This window comes from Aeromonas sp. FDAARGOS 1406, assembly GCF_019048565.1.
GTDB lineage: Bacteria > Pseudomonadota > Gammaproteobacteria > Enterobacterales > Aeromonadaceae > Aeromonas > Aeromonas caviae.
The window spans coordinates 4498337-4514846 of sequence record NZ_CP077378.1 but is presented as its reverse complement, the minus strand read 5'-3'; the positions used below and the strand labels follow the sequence as shown (position 1 = coordinate 4514846).

Sequence of the window (16510 nt, the reverse complement as noted above, 5' to 3'; positions counted from 1 at the left end):
AAAAGGGGGGCGCAGACAAAAACGGCGCCATTGCGGCGCCGTGTCATCAAAAAGCGGGGACGGGTTTAGCCGGCCTTGTGCTGCTCGGCCAGATAGAGCCAGGTGTCGACCACGGTATCGGGGTTGAGCGACACGGAATCGATCCCCTGCTCGACCAGCCAGGCGGCGAAGTCCGGGTGATCGGACGGCCCCTGGCCGCAGATCCCCACGTACTTGCCCGCCTTGCGGGCGGCGGCGATGGCCATGGCCAGCAGTGCCTTGACCGCCTCGTTTCGCTCGTCGAACAGGTGGGCGATGAGCCCGGAGTCCCGATCCAGCCCCAGGGTCAACTGGGTCATGTCATTGGAGCCGATGGAGAAGCCGTCGAAGTGCTCGAGGAACTTGTCCGCCAGCAGCGCATTGGAAGGCAGCTCGCACATCATGATGACTTTCAGGCCGCGCTCGCCACGGCGCAAGCCGTTCTCAGCCAGTATCTCCACCACCTGCTCCGCCTCACCCAGGGTACGCACGAAGGGGATCATCACCTCGACGTTGGTCAGCCCCATGACATCCCGCACCCGTTTCATCGCCTCGCACTCGAGGGCGAAGCAGGGGCGGAAACTGTCGGCAATGTAGCGCGACGCACCACGGAAACCGATCATGGGGTTCTCTTCATGGGGTTCGTAACCACGGCCCCCCAACAGGTTGGCGTACTCATTGGACTTGAAGTCCGACATCCGCACGATGACCCGCTCAGGCCAGAAGGCGGCCGCCAGGGTGGCGATCCCTTCCGTCAGCTTGGCTACGTAGAACTCCCTGGGGCTCTCGTAGCCCGCGATCATCCTGGTGATGGTGGCCTGGAGTTCCGGGGTCTGCTGATCGAACTCCAGCAGCGCCTTGGGGTGGACCCCGATCATGCGATTGATGATGAACTCGAGGCGGGCCAGGCCCACACCGGCATTCGGCAACTGGGCAAAATCGAAGGCGCGGTCCGGATTGCCGACGTTCATCATGATCTTGATGGGCAGGCGCGGCATGTTGCCCACCTCGGTCACCGCCACGTCAAAGTCGAGCTCGCCGTCATAGATGAAGCCGGTATCCCCTTCCGCACAGGAGACGGTGATGAGCTGACCATCCTGGATGTGGTCGGTGGCGTTGCCGCAACCCACCACTGCCGGAATGCCAAGCTCCCGGGCGATGATGGCGGCGTGACAGGTGCGTCCACCCCGGTTGGTGACGATGGCGGAAGCGCGCTTCATGATGGGCTCCCAGTCCGGGTCGGTCATGTCGGTGACCAGCACATCGCCGGGCTGCACTTCATCCATCTGGCTGATGGAGGAGATGACACGGGCCGGACCCGCGCCAATCTTGTGGCCGATGGCGCGCCCCTCGATCAGCACCTTGCCGGTTTGCTTGAGGGCAAAGCGCTCGAGGGTATTGGCTTCCTGGCGGCTACGCACGGTTTCCGGACGGGCCTGAACGATGTAGAGCTTGCCATCCTGACCATCCTTGGCCCACTCGATGTCCATCGGGCGACCGTAATGCTGCTCGATGATGAGGGCCTGCTTTGCCAGGGCCATCACTTCCTCGTCCGTGATGCAGAAGCGGTTGCGCTCGGCATCGGTGGTGTCGACCACCTTCACCTGACGGCCATGACCGGCATCCCCGGAGTAGGTCATCTTGATGAGCTTGGAGCCCAGCGTCTTGCGCACCACGGCAGGGCGCCCGGCCTTGAGGGTCGGCTTGTGCACATAGAACTCGTCCGGGTTGACGGCCCCCTGCACCACCATCTCGCCCAGGCCCTGGGCGCCGGTGATGAAGACCACGTCGTTGAAGCCGGATTCGGTGTCCAGGGTAAACATGACGCCTGAGGCAGCGAGATCCGAGCGCACCATGCGCTGTACCCCGGCGGAGAGAGCGACCCCCTTGTGGTCATAGCCCTGATGGACCCGGTAGGAGATGGCGCGATCGTTGAACAGAGAGGCAAACACATGCTTGATGGCCGTCATGACGGCATCGATACCGCGCACGTTGAGGAAGGTCTCCTGCTGACCGGCAAACGACGCATCCGGCATGTCTTCCGCAGTGGCAGAGGAGCGCACTGCAAAGGATGCCTCGAGCCCGGCGCTCAGCTTGTCGTAGGCCTCACGCACCGCCTGCTCCAGAGCGGGCTGGAAGGGCGCTTCCACCACCCAGTCGCGGATCTGCTGACCGGCCCGGTTGAGGGCGGCGATGTCATCCACATCCAGACTGTCGAGCAGATCATGGATCTTGCCGTTGAGGCCGCTTAACTCCAGAAACTCGTTAAACGCAAAGGCCGTGGTCGCAAACCCGCCCGGCACGGACACGCCGGCCCCCGAGAGGTTGCTGATCATCTCGCCAAGGGATGCATTCTTGCCGCCGACGCGTTCAACGTCCTGCATACCGAGCTGTTCGTACCAGAGTACGTACTGTTGCATTTGCATGTCTCCAGGTTGGGGGCCAGGGTGACAATTCACCTGCTGTGCCAAGTCGTGTGTTTTTGTTAGTGTCTGTTGCCAACGACCATGAAAACGTTTTCTATTTATTGTCAAAAAAATCCCCGAGCAAGAGTTGGGGATGGTCGTTTGACACAGGCATTCTACAATAGCGACACAAAAAGGTAACGACTCAGGTTTGCAAGCGAGTTCACAACTTGGGCATGGCAGATCTGTTGACAAAAACGATATGGTTTCGAGAGATACTTATTTCTCGCCGCCCCCTGGAGCGCACCACAGGAGTCCGCAGTGCACACCGTATTCTATGTATCCGACGGCACCGCCATCACCGCCGAAGTCTTCGGCCACGCCGTGTTGAGCCAGTTTCCCCTGGCCTTCGAGCAGGTCACCATCCCCTTTGTCGAGACCCAGGAGAAAGCGCGCCAGGTACGGGCACGCATTGACGAGCAGTTTCGCCAGACCGGGGTGCGCCCCATCCTGTTTCACACCATCGTCGACCCCATGGTGCGTGAAGAGGTGCTCAAGGCCCAGGCCAGCAGCCACGATTTTCTCAACACCTTCGTGAGCCCTCTCGAACAGGAGCTCGGTATCAAGGCCGAACCCAGGTTGCATCGCACCCATGGCATGGAAAACCGCAAGCTGTACGACGATCGCATCGAAGCGGTCAACTTTGCGCTGGCCAACGACGATGGCATCACCACCAGGGAGTATGACGAGGCAGACATCATCCTCATCGGGGTCTCCCGTTGCGGCAAGACACCGACCAGCCTCTATCTGGCACTGCAATTTGGCATTCGCGCCGCCAACTATCCCTTTATCGAGCAGGACATGGGATCGCTGGAGCTGCCCGCCGCCCTCAAGGCCAATCGCCACAAATTGTTCGGCCTCACCATCATGCCGCAGCGGCTGCACGAGATCCGCAACCAGCGCCGCGCCAACAGCCGCTACTCCTCGCTTGATCAATGCAAACAGGAGCTGGCCAGCGTCGAGAGGCTGTTCCGCCAGGAGGCGATCCGCTTCCTCGATACCAGCTCCCACTCGGTCGAGGAGATCAGCGCCAAGATCCTGGAAGCAACCGGCCTTCGCCGCCAGCTCTGCTAACCTGCAAGGCTGTGACAGCACAACGCACCATGAAATAGATGAGTGGCAAGATAACGAAACAGAGAAACAGGATGAAAAAATGATGCCAGCATCATCGCTGGCATCCCATCACTCGCGGGGCAAGCAGGCTCAGGGCTTGTTGAGTTCCTTGTTGTTCATCAACATGCCGTGAAAATTAATGAGTCCCCTGCCCTTGCGGACTCGCTCGCTCAGCCAGCAGGCTGGCACCAGCCCCATCCCGGCAGCAAGGATGAGCACCATGGCGATGTGGTTCACCAGGTAATCCGCTCCCAACCAGCCCCAGACAACAAGGCTGCTCATCGCCATCGTCAGCAACATGGGGGATAGCCAGATCCCGAACCAGAGCACGACCATCACTAGGCCACCGACAATACGCTCCATCATATGAGTCCCTTTTTATCAAAGGGCAACAAGGCCATGAAAACCAGACTGAGTCAATAGATGGAAATCCATCGGAACACAAAACCAGCAACCACTCTAAAAACCCCTTTCCAGATCATGAAAAACCTGCATGTCGCACAAAATAGCAGCCAATGATGAGGAAAACAGGTGCATGAATGGTCGATTATCACTATTCTGCTCGGGTTGGTAGCCGCTACAAAAAACAGCCAGCGGCAAACCGTAACGATATAAATACGGATTTCGTCACGTTTTCGGCACAAGATGCCGCGCCAGGCAGAGGAAGTGCTGTGGCTGACGGGACGCGAGCCGAGTGATTTCAGCGACGTAAGGAAGGAAGCATGGATCTTCAACAACACGGCGACGAGCTCAAGCGCGGTCTGAAAAACCGCCATATCCAGCTTATCGCACTGGGCGGTGCCATCGGTACAGGCCTGTTCCTCGGCATTGCCGACACCATCAAGATGGCGGGCCCTGCGGTGCTGCTGGGCTATGCCATCGGCGGCTTCATCGCCTTCCTCATCATGCGCCAGCTGGGCGAGATGGTGGTGGAAGAGCCGGTTGCCGGTTCATTCAGCCATTTTGCCTACAAGTACTGGGGTGACTTCGCCGGCTTCGCCTCCGGCTGGAACTACTGGGTGCTCTATGTGCTGGTGAGCATGGCCGAGCTGACGGCAGTCGGCATCTATGTCCAGTACTGGTGGCCCGAGATCCCGACCTGGATGTCGGCGGCCTTCTTCTTCGTGCTGATCAACGCCATCAACCTCTCCAACGTCAAGGCGTTCGGCGAGATGGAGTTCTGGTTCGCCATCATCAAGGTGGTCGCCATTCTCGGCATGATCGGATTCGGCGGCTGGATGCTGTTCTCCGGCAGCGGCGGCCCCGAGGCCACGGTCAGCAACCTCTGGGCCCAGGGTGGCTTCTTCCCCAACGGCGTCGGCGGGCTGGTGATGGCAATGGCCTTCATCATGTTCTCCTTCGGCGGTCTGGAGCTGGTCGGCATCACGGCAGCAGAAGCGGACAATCCCGAGAAGAGCATCCCCAAGGCCACCAATCAGGTGATCTACCGCATCCTCATCTTCTACATCGGTGCCCTCACCGTACTGCTCTCCCTCTATCCCTGGGGCAAGGTAGTGGAAGGCGGCAGCCCGTTCGTGATGATCTTCCATGCGCTCGACAGCAACCTGGTAGCCAACGTACTTAACCTGGTGGTGCTGACCGCCGCGCTGTCGGTGTACAACAGCTGCGTCTACTGCAACAGCCGCATGCTGTTTGGCCTGGCCAAGCAGGGCAACGGCCCCAAGGCCCTGCTCAAGACTAACAAGAGCGGCGTGCCCCTGACCGCCATCACCATCTCGGCCGCGGCCACCCTGCTGTGCGTGCTCATCAACTATTTGATCCCGGGCAAGGCCTTTGGTCTGCTGATGTCTCTGGTGGTCTCCGCCCTGGTCATCAACTGGGCCATGATCAGCCTGGCGCACCTCAAGTTCCGCAAGGTGAAGGCTGCAGAAGGCGTCACCACCAAGTTCAAGGCACTGTGGAGCCCGTTTGGCAACTACCTCTGCCTCGCCTTCATGGCCGCCATCCTGGTGATCATGTACATGAACGACGGCACCCGCATCTCGGTCGAGCTGATCCCGGCCTGGGTCCTGGTACTCGGTATCGGCTATCTGCTCAAACAGAAGAGCCAACGCAAGCTGGCTACCAACCTGGGCTAGGCATCAAGCCTCCTCCAACAAAAATGCCGGTCACTGACCGGCATTTTTTATTCCATTCCCGTTTCACCTGACCCAATTCGCGGCTCACTTGTCCTGCCAGCCCCTGCAATGACAAACCCGAGGGGTTGCCTCGGGTTTGAGTGATGGACAAAGGGGCTGTGTTATTCCAGCAGGAAGACGGCTTCTACATTGTCAGTGATGCTGATCTGCTGCTGTTGATAGCTGTTTTCCATCATGTCGGCGGCAGGGGCTGCCGCAGCCTTCATGGCACGGGTATAGACCGGCATGGGGGAACTGTTGCGGTATTCAACGCTATATACCTTGCCAAGCTTCATGCCGAAAGCCTTGGCCAGGGATTCCGCCTTGCTCGTGGCATCAGCAACAGCACCAAGCCGGGCCTGCTCCTTGATGACCTGTGGTGACTTCAGGCCGTACTCTATCTGGGTCACGGACTCCAGACCCGCCTTGAGGGCGGTGTCCATCAGCTGGCTCAACTTGTCGAGCTGGTAGAGTTTGACCGCCAGCTGACGCTGGGCACGGTAACCCACCATTTCGGGTTGCTTGTTCTGGGGGTACTGGTACTCGGGGGAGATCACCAGATTGCCAGCCTCCACGTCGCTGCGCTTGATGCCGAGGCTCTCCAGCTGGCCAAAGAAGGCTGCTACCTTGGTATCTACCTGCTGTTTGGCCTTGATGCCCTGCTTCTCCAGTGCCGTGACGGCGACATTGAGCGTCAGCATGTCTGGTTCAGCCTTCTGCTCCGCATAGCCACTGACGACCAGATGGGGGGCCTGAGGAACCTCGATGGCAAGCAACGGAGCACTGACAACCAGCGCGGACAGGGTAAGAAGGGGACGCCACATAAAAAAACCTCCATCATTTAGATGGAGGTCATTATGCATGTCGTCGATTGGGATTCATATATCGTGTGTCGGCGGGATCTGGTCCAGCACCTGATTGGTCATGTCGATATTGATGCTGATCTCCCCTCCTCCTGAATTGCCATGGCTTGTCATCACGGAAGCAGGCGCCGGGCTGCCAAACAGCGATTCATCCTCAAAGTGGAACGAATCCCACGACAGAACATGACCTTGTGATGGCAGATTCGGCTCGGACGTCGTCACGACGGCCAGCCCCCCCCAGTCAAGCTCCTCACCGTGGCTGAGCAGCCCCTGCAAGGAGGTATCGCTCAGGCTCTGCAACGAATACTCCTGCTGCCCCCACTCATGGCCGACCAGCACCATCATATGGGGCAGGGGCGCATCCTCTGCCGGCGTGAAGCTGATACGAGAAGCGGCAAAGTCCACATTCAGCAACCCCGCCACCTCACCATCTTCGCTCTCCAGCTCCAGACCGTTGAGCGTGTCACCCGTCATCGTGGCCTGATAGCCAAAGCGGCCGGTGCAGACGATATTGTCCTGCCCGTTCCAGCTATAGCGAATGCCGTCGATGTCGACCCAGTTGAATGACTGCATGGTGACCCTCTCCTGATACTGCAGCTATCTTATCTGCCCACTCCATCAAATAACAGGGGCCGGGCACACCCGGCCCCCATACCCTGCTTACGGATCGACCTTGAGGTTGCCCTGATCCAGCAGATCCTGAATGATCTGCAGATTGGATTTGCCAGCCGTCAGATCCACGTTGTCAAAGAGGATGGTATGAGTCGTGGTGCCACTTCCCGCTCCATCCAGATCAATGGTCAGTGTCGACTTGCCACTGCCCGGACCAGGAGCAAAGGTAAGATAGTGATCCAGTGTGCTCGCATCGGCATGCTCACCACTGAGCAGTTCACTCAGGTCCAGAACATCTCCATTGGCCCCCGTGGTGAAGTCTTTGATGGTATCCGTGCCTCCTGCATCACCTGCCATCCATTTGAAGGTATCCTTGCCAGCCCCACCAGTCAGGGTATCACTGCCGATACCCCCAATCAGCAGGTCATTGCCATCCCCCCCCAGCAGGATGTCGTTGCCAAGGCCACCCGTCAGAGTGTCGTTGCCGGACTCTCCGAGCAAGGTATCGTTACCACTGCCTCCATCCAGCTGGTCGTTTCCGGTTCCCCCGACCAAGGTATCCTTGCCGCCAGCTCCTAAGAGCAGATCATCACCGGCGCCACCCGACAAGATATTGTCCAGACTGTTCCCTGTTATGCTGTCCCCAAAATCGGAGCCGATGGCATGCCCTTGCGTGCTGTTGAAGGTCACATTCACAGCGCTGGCGGCGGCATCATAGTCTGCTGTGAACGGGGCTTCCGGCAACAGGCTTAGTCCGATATTGCTGTGGACTGCATCGCCGTCCCCGTCAATCAGTGTGACTGGCAGTTGCAGACTGACCGGGATCCCAGGAGTGGCAACGCTGGAACCAAAGTCCCCTATCTTGAAGTCACTGCCCGCAGCGTAGTGGAATTCTAGGCTGTTATACCCATCCGCCGTGTAGGCAGCCAACTTGGTATTGCTCACCACCCCCACCACGGTTGCGACATAGGCCACACCAGCACCGGGATCATCATCACTGAAGTTCACCGTAAAGTTTCGCCCTCCCACGGAGACAATCTGCGACATGCCTGCAGCTATGCTGACAACCTTAGTCGAGCCGTTGAAGCTGATGGCCACCGCTGTCAACGACTCCTTGTTTCCATCGCCTATATCGTTGTCATTGTCTACATCCTGACGGGCAACGATCTTCACGCTGGATCCACTACTGCCGATTGCGGTAAACAGAGCCGAGGCACCATTGACGTCGTAGTGTGCCTCAAAGGCATGTGTGGCTGGGTCGCCATAAGACCCACTACTCCCAGGAGAACCTGTAAGATCGACAACAAAGTCGATCCGCATAGCCTCACCGAGGCCGATAGATGCTCCACCACTGATCCCCCCGGTATTGGCTGTGGTATTAACGGTACCGCCGTCCACCCCACCCGTCATCGCCGTCAACAGCAGATCCTTGCTGTCATTAGCCACAGCGGTGAATCCAGCCCAAGGACCGTTGCCACCGACGAAGTTATAGCCACCACCATTAAAGTCTATCGTAGTCTGACCACCATCAACCTCTCCTATCATCTGGACTTGGTAAGTGGCAGAGGCAGGCTGCAAGGTCGCGATGAAGACAGTCCCTGCAGCCGTGGCAGCCGTGAGCACTGTTCCGTTTGAGGATAATGAATAAGTAATGGGCAAGCCACCGGACGTCAGTCCGCTGTTGCTGCCATTAAGTGCACTGTCAAAGCGGATGCTCCCACCATCCGCACCATAGTTGTTTGACAAGGTACCATCACCATCCAGCAAGAAGGTGCCGGTCACGCCCGATTGGTTCAACATGACCCCCATGGCGGGCGTCATCACGAAGGGCACATCATCTTCCACCTGGACGATGAAGTTGCTGATCAATGCGACATTGTCCACGCCTTCATGTGCGCTGATCACGCTGGACAGGTTGAGGGCCTTCAGCTCCAGATCGTTTCCATCTCCCTGGGGATGATCAATAGAGCCTTGCAGGGTGAAGGTGTAATCCCCATCACTCTCCACCTGCAGGGTGAAGATGGGTTTGCTACCAGCCATGGCAACCAGCGTATCGACCCCGGCACCATGAGTGATGCTATAGGTGATCGCCACGCCCCCCGAGGTCAGTGCAGGCAGCCCTGCCGTCGACCCCATGCCAAAGCTAACCCCCACGCTATCCGCCACCATTTGCGCCAGAGACCCACTAACCGTCGTCAGCAGAGGATTGTTGCCTGGCAAGCCTGTGGGCAGGCCGTCTTCAAACACGGAGGCGACGATGGGGGACGTATCCAGTACCAGGATTTTCAGCTGGGCGCTGGAGGTATCGCCGTCCGAATCCACGATGGTGTAGGTGAAGACCTCCTGGGTATGAGCCGCCACATCATTGGGGGGTGAGTAGGAGTAGGAACCGTCCGCATTCACGGTCAGTCGGCCCCCTGCCGGCGTCGGGATGGGACCCGTTGTGCCGCCTTGCACCAGGAAGGTCACGACATTGCCGTTGATGCTGTCGGCCACCCCGGCATAAACAGCCGGATTGGTGACGGTAAAGCTGATCTGCACTACGGTCATGGGGCCATCGGCACCCGCAACATCCACACCAGCACTGCCATCTACGTCGGTGATCACGTTGCCGGTTGCCGGTGGCGGCACTGTGGCTTGCAAGGTGGCATCCAGGTCATTGATATTATCGACCAGAGTCACGGTGTCACCGTTATCCTCCACCAGGGCCAGTTGCGAAATGGCCGATGCGTTGCCACTGACGTTGAGGCCAACGGCATAGACCTCCACGTTGTTGTTGTTCACAAAGCTTGTCCAGCCTGCCGGAACGTTGCCCTCATTGGGTGCACCATCCGACAGGAAGTAGACCTTGGTTTCGTAACCAGCCAATGCCGGATTGGCTAGATCGGCTGTCAATTGGTTCTGTGCTAATACAAGAGGCGCATTGTAGTTGGTACCACCGCCATCTGTTGGCAGGCCGGAGATGCTGGCCTTGGCCACGTCGGGATCGCTCGTCTGCGGGATCAGCAAAGCACCACTGGCAAAATCGATTACTGTGATGGTCAGGGGAACCCCCAGAGCCACATAAGAGTCAATCATGTGGTTCAACGCACTCTTGGCCAGTTCCAGACGATTCGGGGATCCATTAGTGGTCGTGCCTATCTTCCAGAGCATGCTGCCCGAAGTATCGATCACCAAGACGAGGTTGAATGGAGGCAACCCGGCTTCCGTCACCGTAACGCTGTTATCCTTCGCCGTCGGCACGTCGTCCACGATCTGCACGCTCAGGGTGTTCGAGGCCGAGTCCCCGTCGCTGTCCACCAGGCTCACCGCGAAGTCTTCGAACAGGCTGTTGTTGCCGTCCGCCGTCGGGTGCGCCTCGTTGTCGTTCAGGGTGTAGCTGTAGCTCACCAGCCCCGTCGCCGGGTTGTACCCGGTGATGGTCAGGGTGTTGCCCAGCGGCGTGGTCACCCCGCTCAGCGGGAAGCCCGCCACCACCCCGTTCACCACGATGTTGATGCCACCCACGCTCAGGGTCTTCACCCCGTCCGGCGCGCTGATGGTGAAGTCCCCTGTCACCGTGGTCGACTCCTTGCTGCTGTCCGACCCCGCCGACTCATTCGCGCCGCGGGTCGCCAGCAGGTCGTCCTCGTACACCTTCGCATCCCCGCCCTCGCCCTTGGGCGTCAGGTTGGTGATGGTCACCCCGTCATCGTCGTTCTTGATGGTCAGGGTCAGGGTCGCCGTGCTCACGTCTCCGTCCGCATCCGTCAGGGTGTAGGTGAACACTTCGCTGCCCACCCCGCCCCCGGTCAGCGCCTTGAAGTCACCGTCGTTCGGGTTGAGGGTGTAGGTGTAGGTGCCGTTGGCATTGAGCACCAGGCTGCCGTAAGTCCCGCTCAGGGTGCCCGCGGTCACCGCCGCGCCATCCGCCCCCTGCACGTCGTTGGTGATGACGTTGCCATTGAGGACCAGGTTGTTCTCGCTCGCTACCGTCAGGTTGACGTCGCTCACCGCCGTCGGCACGTCATCCACGATCTGCACGCTCAGGGTGTTCGAGGCCGAATCCCCGTCGCTGTCCACCAGGCTCACCGCGAAGTCTTCGAACAGGCTGTTGTTGCCGTTCGCCGTCGGGTGCGCCTCGTTGTCGTTCAGGGTGTAGCTGTAGCTCACCAGCCCCGTCGCCGGGTTGTACCCGGTGATGGTCAGGGTGTTGCCCAGCGGCGTGGTCACCCCGCTCAGCGGGAAGCCCGCCACCACCCCGTTCACCACGATGTTGATGCCACCCACGCTCAGGGTCTTCACCCCGTCCGGCGCGCTGATGGTGAAGTCCCCTGTCACCGTGGTCGACTCCTTGCTGCTGTCCGACCCCGCCGACTCATTCGCGCCGCGGGTCGCCAGCAGGTCGTCCTCGTACACCTTCGCATCCCCGCCCTCGCCCTTGGGCGTCAGGTTGGTGATGGTCACCCCGTCATCGTCGTTCTTGATGGTCAGGGTCAGGGTCGCCGTGCTCACGTCTCCGTCCGCATCCGTCAGGGTGTAGGTGAACACTTCGCTGCCCACCCCGCCCCCGGTCAGCGCCTTGAAGTCACCGTCGCTCGGGTTGAGGGTGTAGGTGTAGGTGCCGTTGGCATTGAGCACCAGGCTGCCGTAAGTCCCGCTCAGGGTGCCCGCGGTCACCGCCGCGCCATCCGCCCCCTGCACGTCGTTGGTGATGACGTTGCCATTGAGGACCAGGTTGTTCTCGCTCGCCACCGTCAGGTTGACGTCGCTCACCGCCGTCGGCACGTCGTCCACGATCTGCACGCTCAGGGTGTTCGAGGCCGAGTCCCCGTCGCTGTCCACCAGGCTCACCGCGAAGTCTTCGAACAGGCTGTTGTTGCCGTCCGCCGTCGGGTGCGCCTCGTTGTCGTTCAGGGTGTAGCTGTAGCTCACCAGCCCCGTCGCCGGGTTGTACCCGGTGATGGTCAGGGTGTTGCCCAGCGGCGTGGTCACCCCGCTCAGCGGGAAGCCCGCCACCACCCCGTTCACCACGATGTTGATGCCACCCACGCTCAGGGTCTTCACCCCGTCCGGCGCGCTGATGGTGAAGTCCCCTGTCACCGTGGTCGACTCCTTGCTGCTGTCCGACCCCGCCGACTCATTCGCGCCGCGGGTCGCCAGCAGGTCGTCCTCGTACACCTTCGCATCCCCGCCCTCGCCCTTGGGCGTCAGGTTGGTGATGGTCACCCCGTCATCGTCGTTCTTGATGGTCAGGGTCAGAGTCGCCGTGCTCACGTCTCCGTCCGCATCCGTCAGGGTGTAGGTGAACACTTCGCTGCCCACCCCGCCCCCGGTCAGCGCCTTGAAGTCACCGTCGTTCGGGTTGAGGGTGTAGGTGTAGGTGCCGTTGGCATTGAGCACCAGGCTGCCGTAAGTCCCGCTCAGGGTGCCCGCGGTCACCGCCGCGCCATCCGCCCCCTGCACGTCGTTGGTGATGACGTTGCCATTGAGGACCAGGTTGTTCTCGCTCGCCACCGTCAGGTTGACGTCGCTCACCGCCGTCGGCACGTCGTCCACGATCTGCACGCTCAGGGTGTTCGAGGCCGAGTCCCCGTCGCTGTCCACCAGGCTCACCGCGAAGTCTTCGAACAGGCTGTTGTTGCCGTTCGCCGTCGGGTGCGCCTCGTTGTCGTTCAGGGTGTAGCTGTAGCTCACCAGCCCCGTCGCCGGGTTGTACCCGGTGATGGTCAGGGTGTTGCCCAGCGGCGTGGTCACCCCGCTCAGCGGGAAGCCCGCCACCACCCCGTTCACCACGATGTTGATGCCACCCACGCTCAGGGTCTTCACCCCGTCCGGCGCGCTGATGGTGAAGTCCCCCGTCACCGTGGTCGACTCCTTGCTGCTGTCCGACCCCGCCGACTCATTCGCGCCGCGGGTCGCCAGCAGGTCGTCCTCGTACACCTTCGCATCCCCGCCCTCGCCCTTGGGCGTCAGGTTGGTGATGGTCACCCCGTCATCGTCGTTCTTGATGGTCAGGGTCAGGGTCGCCGTGCTCACGTCTCCGTCCGCATCCGTCAGGGTGTAGGTGAACACTTCGCTGCCCACCCCGCCCCCGGTCAGCGCCTTGAAGTCACCGTCGCTCGGGTTGAGGGTGTAGGTGTAGGTGCCGTTGGCATTGAGCACCAGGCTGCCGTAAGTCCCGCTCAGGGTGCCCGCGGTCACCGCCGCGCCATCCGCCCCCTGCACGTCGTTGGTGATGACGTTGCCATTGAGGACCAGGTTGTTCTCGCTCGCCACCGTCAGGTTGACGTCGCTCACCGCCGTCGGCACGTCGTCCACGATCTGCACGCTCAGGGTGTTCGAGGCCGAGTCCCCGTCGCTGTCCACCAGGCTCACCGCGAAGTCTTCGAACAGGCTGTTGTTGCCGTTCGCCGTCGGGTGCGCCTCGTTGTCGTTCAGGGTGTAGCTGTAGCTCACCAGCCCCGTCGCCGGGTTGTACCCGGTGATGGTCAGGGTGTTGCCCAGCGGCGTGGTCACCCCGCTCAGCGGGAAGCCCGCCACCACCCCGTTCACCACGATGTTGATGCCACCCACGCTCAGGGTCTTCACCCCGTCCGGCGCGCTGATGGTGAAGTCCCCTGTCACCGTGGTCGACTCCTTGCTGCTGTCCGACCCCGCCGACTCATTCGCGCCGCGGGTCGCCAGCAGGTCGTCCTCGTACACCTTCGCATCCCCGCCCTCGCCCTTGGGCGTCAGGTTGGTGATGGTCACCCCGTCATCGTCGTTCTTGATGGTCAGGGTCAGGGTCGCCGTGCTCACGTCTCCGTCCGCATCCGTCAGGGTGTAGGTGAACACTTCGCTGCCCACCCCGCCCCCGGTCAGCGCCTTGAAGTCACCGTCGCTCGGGTTGAGGGTGTAGGTGTAGGTGCCGTTGGCATTGAGCACCAGGCTGCCGTAAGTCCCGCTCAGGGTGCCCGCGGTCACCGCCGCGCCATCCGCCCCCTGCACGTCGTTGGTGATGACGTTGCCATTGAGGACCAGGTTGTTCTCGCTCGCCACCGTCAGGTTGACGTCGCTCACCGCCGTCGGCACGTCGTCCACGATCTGCACGCTCAGGGTGTTCGAGGCCGAGTCCCCGTCGCTGTCCACCAGGCTCACCGCGAAGTCTTCGAACAGGCTGTTGTTGCCGTTCGCCGTCGGGTGCGCCTCGTTGTCGTTCAGGGTGTAGCTGTAGCTCACCAGCCCCGTCGCCGGGTTGTACCCGGTGATGGTCAGGGTGTTGCCCAGCGGCGTGGTCACCCCGCTCAGCGGGAAGCCCGCCACCACCCCGTTCACCACGATGTTGATGCCACCCACGCTCAGGGTCTTCACCCCGTCCGGCGCGCTGATGGTGAAGTCCCCCGTCACCGTGGTCGACTCCTTGCTGCTGTCCGACCCCGCCGACTCATTCGCGCCGCGGGTCGCCAGCAGGTCGTCCTCGTACACCTTCGCATCCCCGCCCTCGCCCTTGGGCGTCAGGTTGGTGATGGTCACCCCGTCATCGTCGTTCTTGATGGTCAGGGTCAGGGTCGCCGTGCTCACGTCTCCGTCCGCATCCGTCAGGGTGTAGGTGAACACTTCGCTGCCCACCCCGCCCCCGGTCAGCGCCTTGAAGTCACCGTCGTTCGGGTTGAGGGTGTAGGTGTAGGTGCCGTTGGCATTGAGCACCAGGCTGCCGTAAGTCCCGCTCAGGGTGCCCGCGGTCACCGCCGCGCCATCCGCCCCCTGCACGTCGTTGGTGATGACGTTGCCATTGAGGACCAGGTTGTTCTCGCTCGCCACCGTCAGGTTGACGTCGCTCACCGCCGTCGGCACGTCATCCAGCACCACGACATCCAGCCCTGCACTGGTCGTGTCGCCATCGAGGTCCGTCAACACGACATTGAAGCTCTCCGTCAGAGCCCCATCATTTGCAGGTTTGTTATGTGTTTCGTTATCGTTCAGGGTGTAGCTGTAGGTCACGCTGCCAACCCCTGTCACCGGGTTGTAGCTGACGCCGGTCACCAGCAGTTGATTTCCCAAAGGACTGGGGATCCCCTGGGGGAAGGTGGTCAAGACCTGGCCATTGCTGATCAGCGTCACACCTCCCAGTGTCAGGCTTTGTACTCCATCTGCCGCATTGAATGTAAAGGTACTGCTCTTGGTCAAGGCGGCGCCATCGGGGGCTGAGCCATCCGGCAATGCGGCTTCTTCAAGGACAAGCTCACCACCCTCGACCTGCAATCCATTCAGCGAGACAGGCTCATCTACAGGGGTGATGGTGATGGTCAGAGTGGAGTCGTTGGTATCATCCCCATCCGTTACGGTGTAATTGACCGCAGGTACAGGGCCTGTGTAGTTCAGCGCAGGGGTAAAGGTATAGGAGCCGTCGGCATTGATGATCAGCGTACCAATCCCATCCAGCGTGCTCTCAACGCCGGCAGCAATTCCCTGATTGCTGCCCCAGCTATAGGAAATGACAGACGTATCAAGGGGACCATCCGGATTGTTGCTGTTGTCGAGCACATTGCCACTGATGGCCTGATCTTCCTGGGTAACAGCGGACTCATCCTGATCATCGAGCTGATTCTCGGGCAGAAGATCGTCTTCCTGCAGCACATTCTGATCGATCAACGTGTCATAGCCGGTATCGAATCCGGCCTCGGCTATGGTCGCATCTCCGATGCGATCTATGACAACAAAACCACCATTGCCACTGGCCCCAGCGACCCCGCCGATACCGCCACCACCACCGGCGGCAGGTGCCCCACCGGCAGCAGAGGCTTCGAAGTTCTTGGTCGGGTCAACCCCTTGCAGGATGGATTGTTGCAACGCCGCAATTTCTGGCGACACTTCAGGCGAGCCTTGCTGATGATTGGCAACCGATGAGGAAGATTGCCCCTCTGGAGGCATCTCTGTCCCTGCCGGGACACCATTGCCCTCTGCAGGTTTGTCATCGTAGGGCGCCAGCATCAATTTGGCATCATCAGCGATATTGAGTCTGGCGCCAGGCTGCAGTATCTCGCCAGGCTGGAGAGGGCGACTGCTGCCATCGGCAAGCAGGATCTGAACGTTGCCTTCTACGGAAGAGACGACCACGGTTTTGTCGATGATTTGGGTGCGCATATCCATTGCTCCAGGGTGACAGATCTTGATGCCTACACTCTAGATACGCCCCCGTCCTGCTTCCGTTGCAAAAATGTACAGGGTTGAGTCTCTTTGACTTCATCCGATGCAGCGAATCGAACGAATATTTTTTACATATAAAAATCAAATAGGTAACAGCGCGAGTTTTAGTGATATTACCTATATGTCGCGTAAA

At 60.3% G+C, this 16510-nt stretch carries 7 protein-coding genes; 2 read left to right on the top strand and 5 right to left on the bottom strand.

The genetic code is table 11. From position 1 onward, the window contains the following. Positions 1–65 precede the first annotated feature (65 nt). A complete protein-coding gene (gene ppsA, locus I6L36_RS21210; RefSeq protein ID WP_216986909.1) occupies positions 66–2438 on the bottom strand; it encodes a phosphoenolpyruvate synthase in 2373 nt (790 codons plus the stop codon). A gap of 306 nt (positions 2439–2744) precedes the next feature. Here ppsA and I6L36_RS21205 point away from each other — a divergent pair, with 306 nt between their 5' ends. Next, positions 2745–3557 (top strand): pyruvate, water dikinase regulatory protein, encoded by an 813-nt coding sequence (locus I6L36_RS21205; protein WP_010675153.1) that lies wholly within the window; start codon positions 2745–2747, stop codon positions 3555–3557. 129 nt (positions 3558–3686) lie between these two features. Here the strand turns inward: I6L36_RS21205 and I6L36_RS21200 are convergent, their stop codons facing one another. After that, positions 3687–3962 (bottom strand): hypothetical protein, encoded by a 276-nt coding sequence (locus I6L36_RS21200; RefSeq protein WP_109112814.1) that lies wholly within the window; start codon positions 3960–3962, stop codon positions 3687–3689. A 356-nt stretch (positions 3963–4318) separates the two neighbouring features. On the opposite strand from I6L36_RS21200, the gene I6L36_RS21195 reads away from it, so the two are divergent. Next, positions 4319–5695, top strand: a complete 1377-nt coding sequence (locus tag I6L36_RS21195; protein ID WP_104454345.1) for an amino acid permease — start codon at positions 4319–4321, stop codon at positions 5693–5695. Positions 5696–5856: 161 nt separating this feature from the next. Here the strand turns inward: I6L36_RS21195 and I6L36_RS21190 are convergent, their stop codons facing one another. From I6L36_RS21190 to I6L36_RS22110, 3 genes are all read right to left on the bottom strand, one after another. Further along, entirely contained in the window at positions 5857–6558 is a 702-nt protein-coding gene (locus I6L36_RS21190; RefSeq protein WP_010675156.1) for an SIMPL domain-containing protein, read from the bottom strand. Between the two features lie 54 nt (positions 6559–6612). Continuing rightward, positions 6613–7170, bottom strand: a complete 558-nt coding sequence (locus I6L36_RS21185; RefSeq protein ID WP_109112813.1) for a hypothetical protein — start codon at positions 7168–7170, stop codon at positions 6613–6615. A gap of 87 nt (positions 7171–7257) precedes the next feature. Continuing rightward, on the bottom strand, positions 7258–16314 hold the full coding sequence (locus I6L36_RS22110; protein ID WP_254203453.1) for a retention module-containing protein: 9057 nt from the start codon (positions 16312–16314) through the stop codon (positions 7258–7260). Positions 16315–16510 lie beyond the last annotated feature (196 nt).

Bases quoted from the DNA above. Each gene is read 5' to 3' on its own strand.
- I6L36_RS21200 (WP_109112814.1), bottom strand. From the start codon at position 3,962: ATGATGGAGCGTATTGTCGGTGGCCTAGTGATGGTCGTGCTCTGGTTC.
- I6L36_RS21185 (WP_109112813.1), bottom strand. From the start codon at position 7,170: ATGCAGTCATTCAACTGGGTCGACATCGACGGCATTCGCTATAGCTGG.
- I6L36_RS22110 (WP_254203453.1), bottom strand. From the start codon at position 16,314: ATGCGCACCCAAATCATCGACAAAACCGTGGTCGTCTCTTCCGTAGAA.
- ppsA (WP_216986909.1), bottom strand. From the start codon at position 2,438: ATGCAACAGTACGTACTCTGGTACGAACAGCTCGGTATGCAGGACGTT.
- I6L36_RS21195 (WP_104454345.1), top strand. From the start codon at position 4,319: ATGGATCTTCAACAACACGGCGACGAGCTCAAGCGCGGTCTGAAAAAC.
- I6L36_RS21190 (WP_010675156.1), bottom strand. From the start codon at position 6,558: ATGTGGCGTCCCCTTCTTACCCTGTCCGCGCTGGTTGTCAGTGCTCCG.